The sequence below is a fragment of the Microcystis sp. M144S2 genome (genome assembly GCF_020246065.1).
Classification (GTDB): domain Bacteria; phylum Cyanobacteriota; class Cyanobacteriia; order Cyanobacteriales; family Microcystaceae; genus Microcystis; species Microcystis ichthyoblabe_A.
This window is the reverse complement of record NZ_JADBTR010000105.1, coordinates 1-17,114: the sequence shown is the minus strand read 5'-3', so window position 1 is coordinate 17,114 and position 17,114 is coordinate 1. Positions and strand designations below refer to the sequence as shown.

Sequence of the window (17,114 nt, the reverse complement as noted above, 5' to 3'; positions counted from 1 at the left end):
TAAATGTATCTGGATACACGCCACACAAGCGTTTGAACTCTGTTGGCTTTAAAGTTTTTACTTGTTCGTAAGTCATCTTTCAATCTTAACTCTTGGACTATTTTATCCTATTTTGTCTAGACTTATGCAAGAGATCTAATTAATAGAGACGATTCTTGTTTATAAGTTACCGCTTCTCAATCGTCGGGAGATAGAAACTATGTTTAGTTTAGATGAATTAAAACAGACTCAGTATTTTCAAGATGTGCGCGAGGAAGCGCGTCAGGAAGGTCGTCAGGAAGGCAGACTAAACAAAGCATTAGAGGCGGTCCCTCGTTTGTTAGCCTTAGGGTTAAGCGTTGAGCAAGTTGCATCCGCCTTAGAGTTAGAGGTTGAACAAGTTAGAGCTATACAAAACGGGACATAAAAAATGCGATCGCCTTGTAAAATAAAAGCATGAAAACTGACACGATTTTTTATCAACTCTTTCAATCATTCCCCTCTATCTTCTTTGAATTAATTCAACTCCCTATCAGCGAAGCGAATAACTACCGCTTTGACTCAGTGGAAGTCAAACAACTTTCCTTTCGTCTTGATGGAGTCTTTCTGCCTCAAAATAATCACCCTAGATTTCATCATAAAACCGGGGTTGGGACGAGGATAAAGTTATCCCCTCACCCAACCTTAACTTACCAACGATTTAAGAAACCGCCACCATTACCCCAGCGCGGTCGGGAATTAAAGAAACCACCACGGTCAGACCAACCATTGCGCCAGGGCCGCGCATTAACAAAACTACCACCGCGACCATCTACCCAACCACCAGCACGACTATTCCCCCAACCGCGATTGCCACCATCTCCCCAGCCTAAAGCTTGTAAACTAGGATCGGCAGTACCTTCCGGCAGTTGGTTAACTCGTTCGCGTACAGCACTAGATAGACGACTTAAACGCGCTTCAATGGGATTGGACTCGTCTGAGGCAGCCTGAGCGGTGCTAGTCAGACCGAAAGCAGATAAAGCGAGAAGAAAGCCGACTAAACCGGTTTTATTGCTGATATTCACCTGAATTTATGCTCCTATTTGGCTTCTTGGGGATTAATTTGGGCGTGTTCGATAACTTTGAAGGCAAAAAACCCCTTTAATAATTCTGGGGGGATGGGAACCAGTCCTTGACTACCGAACCAGCGATCGATTTGACTAACGGTGGCCGTATCATTGGTGATGTAATCCTGCATCATTTTAACAATGGCATAGTTGACATCATCCAAAAAAGTAGAGTTATTTTCGGGAACCATGCAAGCAATGCCAAAATTAGCTAGAGCTTCTTCGGGGACGATTTCGTAGATTTTAGGGTTATCTCTGAGGATTGTTCCCGCTAAAGAGATGCTATCCCCCGCTATTGCGTCGATTTTACCGGTTTTTAAAGCTTCGATCGCTTCTTCTATGGTGCTGTAGGTAGTAACAATTGTCGCTTGCGGTTGTACTAATTTAATCACATCGACGGCCGCGGAAGTGGGAACCAAGGCGATGCGTTTACCGATTAGGGATTGAGGAGTGGAGAGATTGCTACCTTTTTTAGCTAAAATCCTAATCCCAGAAATGCTGTAACTGATGGAAAAATCGACCACTTTCGCCCTTTCCCAAGTAAAAGCCGTACTACAGGCGATATCGATTTCCCCGCTGCGAATGAGATTAATTTTCTCTCCGGGTTGGTTAGCTTCAATCATTTGCAGGGTGACGGGACGACCGAGACGAGTTTCCAATCGTTTTCTAATTCGTTCCAACACATCCATAGAATAGCCGACTAATTCCCCCTTATCATTGATGTAGGAGTAGGGAATCGCATCAAAACGGGTTCCTACGGTCAAAAATCCCGTGCGAGCCACTTTTTCCACCACTGTTTCCGCTAAACTTGCACTAGCGAGGAACATAGGTAATATGCAACCTAGTCCCACTAACTGTAAAATTTTCTTCATAAATCGAGTGCTTGCTCCCGTACAAACATAACTATACTAGAATTCACTAAAAAATCTTCAAGGTTTCCATAATAATTTCTGTGAACTTTTACAAATTAGATGGCGGTTCAAGGCGAATTAATTGACCGTTACCTTCATCGGTGAGCAGGTATAAAAATCCGTCGGGACTTTGACGCACATCCCGCACCCTCTGACCGATGGGAATCGCTTCTTGATTGATAATTTTACCCGATTTATCCACTGACAGACGGCGAATATCCCTGGAAACTAAACCACCGGCGAATAAATTTCCCTGCCAATTAGGAAAGCGATTACCGGTATAAAAGACCAATCCCGAAGGAGCGATCGCAGGTGTCCAAATTGTTTTCGGATCGATCAGACCGGGGCGCGATTCTTCGTTGGAAACTGGGGTATTAGTGCCGTACTCTTGACTGGTAGAAACCATTGGCCAACCATAATTTTTACCCTTTTCAATTAAATTTAATTCATCCCCTCCTTTCGCTCCGTGTTCTGTTGCCCAGACTCTTTTAGTCATCGGATCAAAGCTGATTCCTTGAATATTCCGATGACCATAACTCCAAATTTTAGAACCCGCAAAAGGATTATCTTTAGGTAGAGAACCGTCGTCATTGATGCGAATAATTTTACCTAAATGACTTTGCCGATTTTGTGCCTGTTTTCTAATTAAATCCCCCGCTAATTGTAGGGGAGGATTGCCCCCGTCCCCAATCGCTACCAATAAAGTGCCATCCGGTAGCCATAATAACCGCGAACCGAAGTGTTGAGAGCCAGTTTTTGCCTGGGAAACTTCAAAAATAACCCGCACATCTCGCAAACTTGCACCATCATAAACCGCACGAGCGACGCGGGTACGATTAGCCTCCTGGTCTCCGTGGGCATAAGTTAGATAAATCCAGCGATTTTGGGCAAATTGGGGATGAATTGCCACATCGAGCAATCCTCCTTGTCCGACGGCAAAAACTTCGGGAACTCCAGCGATGGCTTTTGGTTCTAATTTGCCCTCTCTAACCACTCTTAAACGACCGGGACGCTCTGTGATCAGGATTTCCCCGTTAGGTAGCCAAACCATCGACCAGGGATGCTCTAAACCCTCGATTACGGTCACTTTTTGCCATTGATTTGTCTGGGAATTATTCGCCGAAGTTAATACATTTGCACCTTGACAACTGGAGATAATTATGGTAATCAAAACGCTGGATACTATAGGCGAGAAAATGCGATTAAGAGAAGTAAGCATTAGTTGGTAACTCCCCATACAAATATTGGTCAATTTTCCCCGACTAATCAAGCTCACCCTATTTTAGAAACCGGGCAGTTTTAAGAAACATTTTAGGCGGTTTGACTTCATTGGGCAATGCGCTCTCAACAAGAATTCCTACCCTCGTACCCACCGTTAGCTCTAAGGGAACATCGGTTTGAAGCACTGTCCCATCAAATATAGCTTCGAGTTCTTGGAACATTACTCTTGACAGGCTATGGCCCGTTTCTAGTATAATCTCTTCGGTGTGGAGCCTAAACGTTCAATCTATGTAGTATTCTTAAGTATTTCTATGGTCAATCAATAGACATCCCCAAAAACTTATAAGCGAGTCACAGCAAGAAAGACAGGCAGATTAGACCGAGAGTCAAAATTAACTCTAAAGACGGATTTATCAGGGCTTGGTGTTGCTGAAATTTTGAGGTGTTGCTATGATTAATCTAGAATGTCTTCCTTTGGAGTATAGAGGCTATGAATCAAAAAGTATTAGCGAAATTAATTTCTTTTGCTGGTTGCGATAAGCTAGGATTATTCAAAATAGCGCTCGCATCTTCTTGTTTGATGATTGTTCCGCAGGGGCAAGTTAGGGCTGCATCTATTCCCATATTGAATCATAGCTTTGAATCCCCGATTGCTCCCGTACAGTCGGATGGGTATTATAGCATTAATAGCATCATCGGCTGGTCGTTACATCCCTCAAATGGTGCGTATCAGGGGGTTCTTGATCCAACCAAATCTCAAAATCTTACTGGCCGTGATTTTTTTTACGGTCTACAACCGGTTCCTGATGGAAATCAAGTAGCCTACAATAACGGGGGAACTATCGCCCAGGCACTTTCCGCAGTTTTGCAACCGAACACGCGATATACTTTGGGCGTGGATGTCGGACGCAGAAAATCTCTTACCTTTCCAAACTACAGGATCAGACTTATAGCCGGAACTACGGAGCTAGGCTTTAACAGTGTTACTCCCGATCCCGGAACTTTCGAACGTGTCACCGTTAGCTATACCAGTGGTAGCAGCGGTCCGCTCATCGGTCAGCAGTTAAAAATTTTTCTGGTCTCATCGGGAGCTCAGACGAATTTCGATAATGTAACCCTTGACGCTTCTTCCATTCCCGAACCTTCCGCGATATTAGGATTGCTAGGTTTCGGACTGTTGGGAATCGCTTCAAAGTTACAACAAAAACGATGAGTAGTCGTGCAAAATTAATTTCCTAGTCGAGACGGAAGACGGCTTAGATATGCAATTAATTTTGCTCAGGTGCTTAATTGACCCCAATTAGGGGTATGAAGCTTTACTGCCACTGATTCCCGCAATAAATCTTCCGGAGAGATATCCCTAACCCTCTCAAACTTCTTAAGATTGTTTTGACAATTCCCCCAAAGGAGTTTAGCATCATGATAATAACAATTATCAGTTAGGTGTGACTAGAATGTGATGTGATAGTCGCTTTTTTACTTTATGAAGCTATCATTCAACACTTCTGAATTCATCCATGACTCTCCCGACTATATCATCATTGATATAATCGGTTTTTATTTCTTCTCCCAATAATTAGACATCTCCAAAAATTATAACCCAGTCACAGCTTGCTTTTCGTCTGCGTACTAATCAAATAGTTCTATAGCTGTAATGTATATCTATCGTTGCTAATTCAATTTCACTGAAAAAATATGAGGCAATTAAAATAATTTTTATTCGGGTATATTCCTTAACTAGAAAGACTTTTGGTCTTGAGATAATATTAGGTCGAGGTCTATTGCTCGATTCCCTTATCTTCAAAAAATTGACTATAGCGTTTCTGATTCAGAAGAGGTACATTTCCGATCCTGAACAGCTTAATCGGCAAAGGTTTAAGTGTGCCGCACAGATACGAGAACCGCTATAAATAAGTCTAAACGTCTTGAAATAAACACTAATCCATCTTATCTCTGTGGCCGTTCCTCCCAGGAGTTAGGAACTTGGAACCCCTACACCCATTCCAATACTGGCCGGAGTTGAGGCTGTTTACCACGTTAGAGCGTGCCTCTTTGACCGACCACCGACTCCCCAATCGGCTCTGAAATCGGCAACGCCCAAAATAGTTAAACCCCATGTAGAATGGGAGTTACCGGACAATTTAGCGGCTTTTCTCCCCAACACTTAAATTAATCGTGGCGCGGGGGTTTATTGGTCGTAGAACCCGCCGGAACCACCTTGGAGGTGGGGGGGATACCTTTGAGGGAAATGAGCGTATTCATCACCGTTTTTGCCACGGGAGCGGCAACAGTGGAGCCAAAAGTATTGGCACCCTTGGGTTCATCCACCACCACCAAAACCACATAACGGGGCGATTCGATCGGTAAAATCGCGACAAAACTGGTAATTTTGGCGTTAGGTAGATAACCCCCTGTCGGACTGGCTTTTTGTGCGGTTCCCGTTTTGCCTCCGATGCGATAACCGGGGATTTGGGCTGCTACCCCCGTCCCCTTGCTGACGACGGTTTCCATCATTTCCACCACTTGCCGGGCCACGGTGGGAGAAAAGACTTTTTTGCTGGGATAATCGGGCTGCCAGTGCAAACGGCCGCGGTCGTCGGCTAATCCTTTGATCACATGGGGAGTCACCAGGGTGCCACCATTAGCCAGCGCACCGTGCAATTGTACTAATTTTAAAGGCGTTAGGGATAAACCTTGACCAAAGGAAGCGGTGGCCGATTCAATGGCATTATCCAGAAATTCTTGTTCGGGTTTGAGATATCCTGCCACTTCTCCGGGTAAATCTACGCCAACCCTTTGATTTATTTCCAATCCTAATAAACTTTTATAGAAATCAACTCGCCCCATTTTTTGGGCAATTTGCACCATGGCGACGTTACTAGAGGTTTGCAGAACTCGGGCCATATCTAGCGCCCCATAACCCTGTTTAGAGGCATTTTTAATGGTCCAGGGACCGACAGTAATTGCCCCCGGATCATTGACTACCGTATTAGCTTTAATTGCCCCCGCTTCCATGGCCAGGGCGACAATAATTGGTTTAAAAGTTGACCCCGGTTCGTACTGATCGGCTACGGTCCAATTTTTAAATAGAGCCACATTGGCTTTATAGTATTCGTTGGGGTTAAAAGTTGGCTCACAAACTAGGGCTAAAAGAGAACCATCAAGGGAGTCCATGACGATGACAGCCCCTCGTTTAGCATTAAATTTTTTAAGCTGTTCTCGTAGGGCTGTGCGAGCGGCTCTTTGTAGTTTTAAATCGAGGGTTACTTCTAACTGTAATTCATCAAATTGAAAGACACCATCGGGGACAAAAGCTGGTAAGATTCGCCCGTCTCCCATGCGTCTTGTATTGACAGAAAAAGGATCTCTTTCTAATAACTGACTGGAACCTCGCTCTAGTCCTGCTTGGCCACGATGTTCTTTATCTACATAGCCAATCACGTCGGCAGCCACATCGTCTTGGGGATAATAACGAGCGTATTTCTCCTCTAATTCTACACCGTCAAGAGATAATTGTTTTAAGCCCCTAGCCACGGATTCGGTTAATTGATTGGCTAAACGAATTCCTGTTTCTTTTTCTTTAAATCTTTGAATCAGTTGATTAGTAGGAATATTTAATAAAGGAGCTAATTTATCAGCCACTTCTGCCGGGGGAATAGCAAACAGTTTTGGGTGTACATAAAGAGTATAAATCAAGCGATCGGTCGCCAAAACATTACCATTACTATCGACGATCGCCCGTCGGGGAATATAGGGTCTAATACTGGTGGTTTGCTGTTGTCTGGCTCTTTTTTGCAATTCTTGCCCTTGTACTATTTGCAACTGATACAGTCGCCAAGCTAACCCCAAAATACCCATGACTAAAATCAACCACACCGCCACTAATCGCCCATTACTCAAAGGCAATTTTTTTAACTGTTGTTGCTGTTTTTTGGCGTTTAAATAGGACTTTCTGTCCCGGACCCTGCCAGAGGGCGATCGAGTTTCTTTGCTTCTAAATCGGGGTCTTTTTGTGTCAGTCATGAGAAGTATCTTTCAGTGATCAGTGATCAGTGATCAGTAAACAGTGATCAGTAAACAGAGTAATCAGTGATCAGTAAAAAGACAGTAGGAAACTTCTATTTAATACTGCACACTTAAAAACTCACATCTGATCACTGTTAACTTACCCACTGATAACTGATAACTGTTAACTGATAACTGTTAATAGGCACTTCTCGGTCGAGAATTGACGGTAGATTGGGGTTGAGAAGCGGGGGCAGGTTTCAGGTTTGGGGCAGATTTACGCTGTAAAAAGATAGTTTGGAAGGGTTGGGGATGAGTTAATCCGGTTTCGGGTTTTTCTGCTTGTTGAGCTAGTTGATGTTTAAGGGTTTCATTGGTGGCCAAAAGATTGCGCTCGTGACGTTGCAGTGTTTCCAGTTTACCAAATTCTTTGTCCCAAACCTTGGGAATATATACCGTCCAAGCATATATTCCCAGAGTCGAACCCAACAGACAAAAAGTAATCACGGCCACTATTCTTTCTAGGAGGCAAAGGAAACGTAATTGACGCGAGGCTAATTGTTTTTGTGTCGGAGCCACGGGAACTCTCGCCACCGATTTAGTCGTCGGTTTTACCGTTGGGGTTGCCTGATTTACTGGTGACTGGGGACGAGGTTGACTGCCTTGGCTTTTTTGGCGAGAAACGGGAACGGGAATATAGGACTTATGGGCAGCAGACATGATTTTCTCTCAATATTTCTAGCTAGTGGTCGTTGTCAAAAATTAAGTTTCTAAAATTAGGAGTCGGTCATCAGTAGTCAGTAGGAAATATTTAATTGATAACTGTTGCCTTTTTTCCTTTTTACTTTAAAATCACCGTTCTAGTTCTATACGTAAACGATATAAGATAGTTTGCGGATGAACTTGAGCGAGAATTTGATTAATCACCGTACTCGGTCCGGATGCCCCCCAACTACAACCGCGTTCTAGATAGATTTTAGCGGCTTTCCCGATGATATAGGTTCCATAAGCGGCAATTGCTCCCTGTAGGAGAGCGGTACTACCGTAGAGGGTTAAAGAGGTGGGATTTTCAAAAATACTCGTCGCTGCCGCTGCCGTTTTGCCCAAACCGATAATCACAGTGCTGAGGATTTCCCCCACCAGCAACCCCCCACTACTCAAAAGTAGCGTCCGCCAGAGTTGACCAGCTTGGTGACTGGTAATTGGCAGGCCGTACAAACGAGCTAAAGCCCGAACTAGAGTCAAATCGACGATTGAAGCCCCTAGGAGGTCTAAAATAGCGATCGGATTAGCCGCAATCGCTAAAGCCTTATATTTCGCGTATTGCCAGATAATTTCCTCCGCTTGACTGTCCCGGAGTTCCAGGGTTTTTCTAGCGATATTTTCCTCCGCTTCTTGCCCTTGCACTAAAGCATTGAGGGCTAACAGCGATCGCCCTTCCCGATTTAAAATCGTTAAGAGTTTATCTTGCAGCTCCTCAATTTGGGGGGGAGGGGTTTCCCACTCAGTCACCACGCGCCCATCGGGGTATTCCACCCGGACGGGAATCGGTTGCGGTTCGGCGGCTACCATAACTATCTCATCGCTAGTTAACAAATCTTCTAACGTTTTTTCGTCCCGATTGGTTCCTAATCTCTGTAACTGCTGAAAAATCTGACGGCGATCGGCCTCCGGATAAAGATCAATCTTATTAAACACCAAAATAATCGGTTTTTTCGCCTGGCGCAATTCGCCTAAGGCCTCGTATTCAGTGCGGGTAATATCCCCAGCGACGATAAATAAAATCAAATCGGCACTTTTAGCGACTTCTCTGGCCATATTCGCCCGCGCTTCCCCTTCAATCTCATCCAATCCGGGGGTATCGATTAATTCTATCTGAATTTTACCCGTGGCTGGTGTCCAACGCACCGATCGCGGCCAGCGTGTCACCCCGTGCAGGGGGCCAGTTGTCAGGACTTTTTGACCGACTAAAGCGTTTACCACCGAGGATTTACCGCGACTGACTAACCCGAAGGCTGCCACCCGAATCACCGTTTCATCCAGTTTATCCAAGGCCGATTTTAGGGACTGCAAATCCTGTTTAACGGCGGCCTGAAGTTGGGGATCGGGGGGATAATTCCAATGGCGGCGAAAACTGGCATACCAAGTTAAGGCCTGTTGTAAACTAGCTTTAGCCTGATTGTAATGAGTTTCCTGGAGGGATGGGGTCTTGGTCACGGTTGATTTTTTTACTGTTTATTGATGCTGCTGCCTTTATTGTAGAGTTTCGGGGCGGTAACTGAGATGAGGTTATCTGGGGCTAGGGGAAGACTTTTCAGTAATCAGTGAAAAGAAATTAGCGAAGTTTTCCACTAAAACCCTAACACCTAACATCCTACTCCGCCAATCCCAATCGGCCCAATAGCTGAAGGATAGTTTTTCCAGTGACGGGATCTCGCCAATCGGGGGCAATTTCCGCCAGGGGAAGCAGCACGAAGGCCCGTTCTCGGCAGCGGGGATGGGGTATCTGTAATTCGGGCGTTTCTAAGATCAGGTCCTCATAAAATATTAAGTCTAAATCGAGGGTACGCGGTCCCCATCTTTCCCGTCGGACTCTCCCGAATAACTGCTCGATTTCTAATAATTTATGCAGTAAATCTAAGGGCGATAAATCCACTTGCACAATGGCGCAACCGTTGAGATAATCGGGCTGAGGAGGGCCGACGGCCGCGGTTTGATACCATTGGGAATGAGCTTCTAGTTTAATTCCTTTGACTCGCTCTAATTCCCCTAAAGCTTGCCCTAAAATTGTCGCTGAATCCCCTAAATTACCGCCCAAAGCGATCGCTGCCCGCTTCATCCACATCCTTCCTCAACAATAATCTCGGCTAATTCCCCCGTCGCCCCCAAAGATTTACCTAAAAATATATTGACATTTGGATGCTTTTGTGATAGTTCAAAAACTTGGGCTTCGATCGCAGCCGTAATTCCACCAGTAAAGAGGAAATAGGGCAGTATAGCGATTTTTTGGCTACCTTTAGCAATTAAACTCTCGATTTGTTGGGATAAACTCGGTTCTATCGACCAATAAGCTGTAATTGCCCCAGAAAACGCCGCTAGATTTTCCACTTCCCGATTACCCCCGGGGCGACGACTACCGTGGGACAGTAAAATGCGGTCTTGGGGGCTTAAATCGGCAAATTGTCGGGATAACAGCGATTTTATGCCCTGATAACTGCCTAAATGGGGCTTTAACTCTAGCTTAATTGGCGATCGCACTTTGGCCACGGCCGCGGGAATATCTTCTTTAACGTGAACCCCCGACAGGAGAAACAGGGGGATAATCTGCAATCGGTTACATCCTTGGCTTTGTGCTTGTTGGGCAAAAGCTTCTATTTGTTGATGGAGAGGTGTTATCGCTAATTCTAGGGCGGCAGTCCCTACTAATACCCGATTATCTGCTTCTAGAACCGCTAGAGACGGGCTAAACTCCGATTTACTCGCCAATCTTTCGGCGGGTTGACTCATTTTTTCCTGAACTAAGGCTGCTAATTGCGTCACCGCCAAGGCTGGACGCGGATCGCGACTACCGTGGAAAACCAATAAGTAAGCTGAGGAGGTCTTCAAAGAAATCTTGCCAAAATAGTTTAGTTTTTAGCCTAATACATTTTGTCTCCCTTTAGGCATCAATGCCCCTGATATTCTCAATTTAGCTGGTAGCGGAAAAACCTCCCCACTAGCCCCAAGTGCTACCATTTTACGGGATGTAAAGTGTGAGCAAATCAGCCCGCCGCCTTGAGTTAGTCTAGATATTGAGGTATAACCTAATTAATCGCCCAACTTAGTCAACGAGGCAGTTAACGTGAAAGTGGAAACAGACAGTAAACAATTACCCTCCTACGAACAACCACCCCTAATAGAAGTGGTAAAATTACCTACAGTTTTATCATCAGAATCTTGCCGGATAGACGCAGCAGAAGATGATGATGATGAACTGGATTGTAGAGGAGTTTTTGTAGTTTCTCATCAACCGAAAATCTTATTTTCTGAAGAAGTGAATATTAAATCTCAGGAAACACCCACTTGGAAACCTTGTGTTGTAATTGATAATTATCGACTCGAAGATGATAACTAATGACCTTTGGTATGAGGCGGTAGATGCAAATTTTGAGTTAAGCCAAGGGGATATTATTCTTAATTGTCCTGTGGTTCGTTGGGCTTCTAAATCTGTTGAGGTAAGCAATCAAACAGAAATTGAAACACTTCGATCCTTAGTGGAAGTAGCTGAGATTGATCTGGTTGTTATCACCCAAGGCTGCGACTTAGAAAACAAGAAAGTCAATAATGTCATCCTTTGCCCTCACTTTGCTCTCAGCCAATATCAAGAATATTGGGAACAGACAATGAACAATATGAAACAAAATCCTACGGCCAAGGCGTGGGGGAGATATTGTGATGATATTAAAAATGGTTATATATGGAATCTTTCTATGCTCAACGAAGGAGAAATCGGCGACCTAAAATTAACTCATCGAATAGTTGATTTTCATGATGTGTACACTTTACCGAGGACTTTTTTGGAATCCTTCTTGCAAAATAAACAGCAATCTAGACTTCGTTTACGTCCTCCCTATCGTGAACATTTATCTCAAGCTTTCGCTAGATTTTTTATGCGAGTTGGTTTACCTACAGGAGTAAAAAAAGTCTGGTAATAGATAAATCACCTTAACTTTTACCAATAACTACCTATAGGGAAAGATTGGTTTTTTGACGATTCGATAAATCCTATGGTTTCCTATCCACAGTTCTAGCTTTGTGGGCGATTTGGTTCACTTGATAACGAATTATTGCGATCGCTTGCCAGGAACTAATTTTCAGCGATAATCTAAAGTCAGAGTCCATCGGGAGATAAGATCATGAACTTTCGTCTAGTTCTATTTTCAGGCCTTGTTACCGCTTTAGTCGGGGCAGGTATCGGTTATGGCATTAGCCGCATTGAACGCAATCCCAGCCAAGTCAACTATAAAAATCCCTATAGCTATCAAATCATCTATGGACGTTATTTGACCGGTGCCGGGGCAGCTCTGGGCTTCTGTGTGGGCGCGGGTTTGCAAATGGTCAAAGAACTCAAAGAAGCCAGAGATAGAGAAATGGGCATCCTAGATGATGGGTCAGAATTCTAGTCTTTTGGGGCTAATTCCTCAAGAATGATGAATTGAACGTGATTAATCGCTAAATCGCCGATGGGAACTTGGGTTTTTAACACCGGTTGTCCTTCACTGAGCATTCGTTCAAAGGGGATATCTTTGGCAATTTCCGTGTGATACCAAGCTAAACCCATAAAGAAACGATTGGGATAGGGACCGCCTTCAAAAATATCATCGGGATTGGACTCCATGGGAACCCAACCGATAGAGGGAAGATAAAATTCCATCCAGACGTGATTGTAATCCGGTTCGAGGGGTAAATTACGTTCGAGGGGATGGGGTGGGCATTTATAGCGTCCTACCGTGCGACAGGCAATACCATTGAGACGACACAAAGCCAATAATAAACCCACATATTCGCCACAGGAACCCACTCCGCGCCGCAGGGCAATATCGGGGGTGTCGATGTTGGGTTTGATGCCGTAGGAAAGCTGATCATAGACGTAGTTACGAATACTATAAACTTTTCGGAGGAGATTGGTTTCCCGACCGATCGCTTCTTCGGCAGCATTGAGGATAATTTCTGTATTCATGGCCAGATCATCATTATCGATCAAATAGCGATCGGGAAAATCGGCGGGTAAGGGGGGTAAATCTTCGCAATCTTTGGGAGTAATTTGGTATTTAATTCCCCACACTTCTAGGACCACTTTCCAACCAAAAATATGACGTTGTTTGCCGGTTATTTGCTCGAACTTAAATACTGCCACCCGCTGCCCGTCTTGAATTTCTTCAATAAAAGGCAATCCCACCGCTTCGACGCTGCGAATTTTTTGCCGTGGTGTTTCTAAGGGTAAAGCGATGCGCCATTCCACATCTTTTAGTTCGATATTATATAGAGGTTCCAATTCCTCGACGTAGGATAATTCAATCAGATAACCGTTAGAAAGGGCGTATTTTTTAGCGGGATCGTAGTGAAAATATAGAGGATGGACAAAAGTACGCGGACGATAACTAAGTTCGTAAACCTGTTCGGAATTGGGATTATCGCGGATAAAGGGTTCCTGGAAAGCATAGGCCACATATAGGATATCCTTGCCACTGTTCGCATCGCGATAAAATGCTAATCCCGTCGGCGATTCAAAAGGAGTTATCATGCTAAAAAGCTGTTCTCCCGTGGCGCGATCAAGACAGTAAACCGTTTGTTCTAGGGTATCCGTTAACCAAAGTTCTTCCCCGCGAATGGTGATATTTTCGATGCCGATACCAGGCGCGTACAAACGAGTAATTTCCTGTCCCGATTGGCGATCAAATATAAAGATTTGTCCAGAACGTTGACAAGTGACATAAATTGTGTTACCAGTTACGGCGACTCCGTTAGCGGTGTAGGGAAGACGGGTAAAAAATTTCGGGGTAAAATCTTCGAGAGTGCAGCAGTAGAGATTTTCGCGGGTAGTAAACCAGAGGTGATTTTGATCATCGATTGCCAATCCCGTCGTCCCGACGAATTCTTGCCAGCGATGGGAATTAAGTACGCTTGTATGACCATTATCGAGGGCAATTTGGTATAAATAGCCGTTTTTTGCGTCGATAGCGATTAATTTGTCATCTTGAAATACAATTCCGTGCAGAGCCGTGGCGCTAATCGGACGAATCGTTTGACGATGGGAGGGAAGACTGGCAGGATCGAAAATCATAGGAGGAAACGAAAAGGGAGAGCGTTTTTAGGTGAATAAAACAGCAATTCTCCCCACGATAGCAAATTTTCTCGCCCTTGAATGCTCGTAATGAACTGCAATCCCGAAAAAAATGTCAAGAATTGTCACCTATAGTCCCTCTCATACCCTTGTACCTACCTACGAGTGTTTCAATCGTTGCAGTTATTGTAATTTTCGCAGGGATTTAGGCACTGATGGCTGGTTAAGTTTGGAAAAAGCCAAAGAGATTTTAACTGCTTTGCAGGGTTCGGAAATTACGGAAATTTTAATTCTTAGCGGCGAAGTTCATCCTTTAGCAGCCAATCGAGAGTTATGGTTTCGGCATATTTATAATTTAGCAGCATTGGCTTTAAATATGGGTTTTTATCCCCATACCAATGCGGGGATTTTAACTTTTGCTGAGATGGAAAAACTAAAAAATGTCAATCTATCTATGGGCATAATGTTAGAACAAATGACGGTGACTTTATTAGATACTGTCCATCGTCATGCCCCCAGTAAAGTGCCATCCTTGCGATTAGAGCAGTTACAATGGGCGGGAGAATTAGGAATTCCTTTTACCACGGGGTTATTATTAGGAATTGGTGAAACAGAATGCGATCGCTTAGTAACCTTAGAAACTATTGCCGCTATTCATCAACGTTGGGGACATATTCAAGAAGTGATCCTACAACCCTACAATCCGGGCAAAAGAGAACAGTGGCAAAATAATCCTTTTGATCTGCAAAAATTACCCGATCTGGTTAGACAAGCTAGGGAAATTTTGCCCCCAGATATTGTCATTCAAATTCCCCCGAATTTAGTACCCGATCCTCTTTTTCTTTTGGATTGTTTAGCGGCAGGAGCGCGGGATTTAGGCGGTATTGGCATTATCGATGAAGTTAATCCCGATTACCTCCATTTACACCCCGATAAATTAAAGGAATTTTTAGCAGTTTATGGCTGGGAATTAAAGGCGCGTCTGCCGGTTTATCAGTAATCAGTAATCAGTGATCAGTAATCAGGGAAAAGATAGCACTGTTAATGCCATTTAACACTCCTTACTTAATACCGCATAATTGATTATTATTCATTCTTAATTCTCCTGACGACCGACGACCGACTCCTAACCCTAACAACAATTTTTGATTTTTACCAGAGGTCTTATGATTCCCTCAAGCGAGCGCTACTGGCTCAAAAATGCTCATATTCCCGTTTCCCTGCTAGAAAATGAGGGGTTTTCTCCCCAAACCGCCGAGGGATTAACCTTAGTTAATCTGGAAATTAATGACGGTAACATTAATTGCATCACCTCAACCATCCCCCCCGAAGATAATATTCCCGTTATTGACCTCAAAAAAAAGATTGTTTTTCCTTGCTTTGTCGATATGCACACCCATCTCGATAAAGGTCATAGTTGGCATCGTTGTCCTAACCATGATGGCACTTTTGACAGTGCCTTAAAAATGGCCCTAGAGGATTCCCGACGGGAGTGGCGCTTAGAGGATGTGTATCGTCGCATGGAATTCGGCGTTAAATGCAGTTATGCCCACGGAACTGCCGCTATTCGCACTCATATCGACTCTTTTGGTCAACAGGCACAGATTAGCTTAACCGCTTTGGCAGAATTGCAACGACAATGGGCCAGTAAAATCACCCTGCAAGCGGTTTCTCTAGTTTCCCTTGACTACTATCAAACCTCCGAGGGAGCGGCCTTAGCCGATAAAATTGCCGAATTTGGAGGCATATTAGGGGGAGTAGCCTACACAAATCCAGATTTACAGGCACAAATTGATATTACCTTCAAATTAGCCCAAGAAAGGGGTTTAAATCTCGATTTTCATCTGGATGAAAACGGCGATTCCGATTCTACCTGTTTAGCAGCGATCGCGCGTACTGCCATCAAAGAGCAATTTTCTGGACAAATCATCTGTGGTCACTGTTGCAGTTTAGCGGTACAATCCCCTGAAATAATCCAAGAAACCCTAAATTTAGTCAAAAATGCGGGCATTGCTATCGTTAGCTTGCCGATGTGCAATCTCTACCTACAGGATCGTCAAGAGGAAAAAACCCCCTTTTGGCGCGGAACAACTAAGATAAAAGAGATGAAAAAAGCGGGAATTCCCGTTGCTTTTGCCAGTGATAACTGTCGCGATCCCTTCTATGGTTTTGGGGATCACGATGGTTTAGAAGTCTTTACCCAAGCGGTGCGGATTGCCCATCTCGACACACCCTACGCTGACTGGGTAAATAGTGTCACCCTCACCCCAGCAAATCTGCTCGGATTGCCCCATTTAGGGCGCATTAAGACGGGTCTAGAGGCAAATTTGTTAATTTTCAAGGCGCGATACTTTAGCGAGCTATTATCGCGACCACAGTGGGATCGTCTCGTGATTCGGCGCGGGTTGAGCATTGATACTACTCTCCCCGATTACCAAGAGTTAGATGATTTAGTTCTAGGAATTGAGCAACTCCTGTAAGGGTTTGACAAAAACCACCGATTCTAGGTTGATAGCACCGTAAATATGGGGAAAGGTCTCTTTTTCTAGCTCTGAAGTGGCATTTTCTGGGTTAGGATGTTGGGGCTGCTCCCATTTAACCGGGGACTGCAATTGTTCAGGAGAAATGGCTAAAACCAGCAAATCTGGCTGATTTTGATAAAAAGCGGCCACAACTTTCGGAATTTGTTCTAAGGTGGAGCAATGGATAAATCCCTCATTTTTTAGGGAATACGCCCGATATTCCCCCATTTCACGAGCTATTTGCCAACCTCTTTCTGTGGTGATGTGATAGATCATCGGTTCGCCTCCTACTGTCACTTTATCCCTAATTTTAGGATATAGCCTGAAGCTGTCAGCAGCCCTCAATTCTCTTAAACTAGGGGTCAGGGAATAAAGACAAGAAATTTGTCCGACCAATTAAGTAGGTAGGCGTTAAAAGTTGTCAGACACCCCCCTTATCAAGCTATCCATTAGTCGGATCTTTCTTAACAAAAAGAGAAGAAACTTAAAAAAAGGGGAAACGATTGATAGGTATAGTTTTGAAAGAAGGAATTAAGGTGGAGGTAAG

16 protein-coding genes and 2 pseudogenes are annotated in these 17,114 nt (G+C 44.2%); 8 read left to right on the top strand and 10 right to left on the bottom strand.

All coding sequences use genetic code 11. The features are described 5' to 3' along the window. Window positions 1-139 precede the first annotated feature (139 nt). Both IM462_RS12940 and IM462_RS12935 read left to right on the top strand, forming a co-directional pair. Window positions 140-406 (top strand): annotated as a pseudogene (locus IM462_RS12940) (Rpn family recombination-promoting nuclease/putative transposase); the annotation flags it as partial. 29 nt (window positions 407-435) lie between these two features. Beyond that, a pseudogene (locus IM462_RS12935) lies at window positions 436-594 on the top strand (DUF2887 domain-containing protein); the annotation flags it as partial. Between the two features lie 74 nt (window positions 595-668). On the opposite strand, the gene grrA reads toward IM462_RS12935, so the two are convergent. The 3 genes from grrA to IM462_RS12920 all read right to left on the bottom strand — a co-directional run bounded on the left by grrA (window position 669) and on the right by IM462_RS12920 (window position 3,215). Then, a complete protein-coding gene (grrA, locus tag IM462_RS12930) occupies window positions 669-1,043 on the bottom strand; it encodes a GrrA/OscA1 family cyclophane-containing rSAM-modified RiPP (RefSeq protein ID WP_287704676.1) in 375 nt (124 codons plus the stop codon). Between the two features lie 14 nt (window positions 1,044-1,057). Next, entirely contained in the window at window positions 1,058-1,957 is a 900-nt protein-coding gene (gene grrP / locus IM462_RS12925; protein ID WP_287704674.1) for an extracellular substrate binding-like orphan protein GrrP, read from the bottom strand. 88 nt (window positions 1,958-2,045) lie between these two features. Then, on the bottom strand, window positions 2,046-3,215 hold the full coding sequence (locus tag IM462_RS12920; protein ID WP_287704672.1) for a PQQ-dependent sugar dehydrogenase: 1,170 nt from the start codon (window positions 3,213-3,215) through the stop codon (window positions 2,046-2,048). 492 nt (window positions 3,216-3,707) lie between these two features. On the opposite strand from IM462_RS12920, the gene IM462_RS12915 reads away from it, so the two are divergent. Further along, window positions 3,708-4,430: a PEP-CTERM sorting domain-containing protein gene (locus IM462_RS12915; protein WP_287704670.1), complete on the top strand. Its 723-nt coding sequence runs from the start codon at window positions 3,708-3,710 to the stop codon at window positions 4,428-4,430. A 956-nt stretch (window positions 4,431-5,386) separates the two neighbouring features. Here the strand turns inward: IM462_RS12915 and IM462_RS12910 are convergent. From IM462_RS12910 to IM462_RS12890, 5 genes are all read right to left on the bottom strand, one after another. Next, window positions 5,387-7,240, bottom strand: a complete 1,854-nt coding sequence (locus IM462_RS12910) for a peptidoglycan D,D-transpeptidase FtsI family protein (RefSeq protein ID WP_287704668.1) — start codon at window positions 7,238-7,240, stop codon at window positions 5,387-5,389. A gap of 180 nt (window positions 7,241-7,420) precedes the next feature. Then, on the bottom strand, window positions 7,421-7,942 hold the full coding sequence (locus tag IM462_RS12905) for a hypothetical protein (RefSeq protein ID WP_287704666.1): 522 nt from the start codon (window positions 7,940-7,942) through the stop codon (window positions 7,421-7,423). Window positions 7,943-8,074: 132 nt separating this feature from the next. Then, the gene (locus IM462_RS12900; RefSeq protein ID WP_287704664.1) at window positions 8,075-9,439 is read right to left on the bottom strand and encodes a GTP-binding protein; all 1,365 of its coding nucleotides are present in this window, start codon (window positions 9,437-9,439) and stop codon (window positions 8,075-8,077) included. Between the two features lie 157 nt (window positions 9,440-9,596). Further along, a complete protein-coding gene (gene folK, locus IM462_RS12895; protein WP_287168746.1) occupies window positions 9,597-10,061 on the bottom strand; it encodes a 2-amino-4-hydroxy-6-hydroxymethyldihydropteridine diphosphokinase in 465 nt (154 codons plus the stop codon). Beyond that, window positions 10,058-10,828: a sirohydrochlorin chelatase gene (locus tag IM462_RS12890; protein ID WP_287704662.1), complete on the bottom strand. Its 771-nt coding sequence runs from the start codon at window positions 10,826-10,828 to the stop codon at window positions 10,058-10,060. The genes folK and IM462_RS12890 overlap by 4 nt, the downstream gene beginning before the upstream one ends. A 241-nt stretch (window positions 10,829-11,069) precedes the next feature. Between IM462_RS12890 and IM462_RS12885 the strand changes: the two genes are divergently transcribed. The 3 genes from IM462_RS12885 (at window position 11,070) to IM462_RS12875 (ending at window position 12,384) form a co-directional block, all read left to right on the top strand. After that, entirely contained in the window at window positions 11,070-11,336 is a 267-nt protein-coding gene (locus IM462_RS12885) for a hypothetical protein (protein ID WP_287715264.1), read from the top strand. Continuing rightward, a complete protein-coding gene (locus tag IM462_RS12880) occupies window positions 11,326-11,913 on the top strand; it encodes a hypothetical protein (RefSeq protein WP_287704658.1) in 588 nt (195 codons plus the stop codon). Before IM462_RS12885 ends, IM462_RS12880 begins: the two co-directional genes overlap by 11 nt. Window positions 11,914-12,117: 204 nt before the next feature. Continuing rightward, entirely contained in the window at window positions 12,118-12,384 is a 267-nt protein-coding gene (locus IM462_RS12875; protein WP_104395524.1) for a hypothetical protein, read from the top strand. On the opposite strand, the gene IM462_RS12870 is transcribed toward IM462_RS12875, so the two are convergent. Further along, the gene (locus tag IM462_RS12870; protein ID WP_287704656.1) at window positions 12,381-14,045 is read right to left on the bottom strand and encodes a transglutaminase domain-containing protein; all 1,665 of its coding nucleotides are present in this window, start codon (window positions 14,043-14,045) and stop codon (window positions 12,381-12,383) included. The genes IM462_RS12875 and IM462_RS12870 overlap by 4 nt on opposite strands. A gap of 112 nt (window positions 14,046-14,157) precedes the next feature. Between IM462_RS12870 and cofG the strand changes: the two genes are divergently transcribed. Both cofG and IM462_RS12860 read left to right on the top strand, forming a co-directional pair. Continuing rightward, window positions 14,158-15,045, top strand: a complete 888-nt coding sequence (cofG, locus tag IM462_RS12865) for a 7,8-didemethyl-8-hydroxy-5-deazariboflavin synthase subunit CofG (RefSeq protein WP_287704654.1) — start codon at window positions 14,158-14,160, stop codon at window positions 15,043-15,045. A 166-nt stretch (window positions 15,046-15,211) separates the two neighbouring features. Further along, complete coding sequence (locus tag IM462_RS12860) at window positions 15,212-16,525, top strand: cytosine deaminase (protein WP_287704652.1); 1,314 nt, start codon at window positions 15,212-15,214, stop codon at window positions 16,523-16,525. On the opposite strand, the gene IM462_RS12855 is transcribed toward IM462_RS12860, so the two are convergent. Further along, a complete protein-coding gene (locus IM462_RS12855) occupies window positions 16,502-16,843 on the bottom strand; it encodes a DUF952 domain-containing protein (protein ID WP_045360200.1) in 342 nt (113 codons plus the stop codon). The two genes, IM462_RS12860 and IM462_RS12855, sit on opposite strands and share 24 nt — an antisense overlap. Window positions 16,844-17,114: the final 271 nt, after the last annotated feature.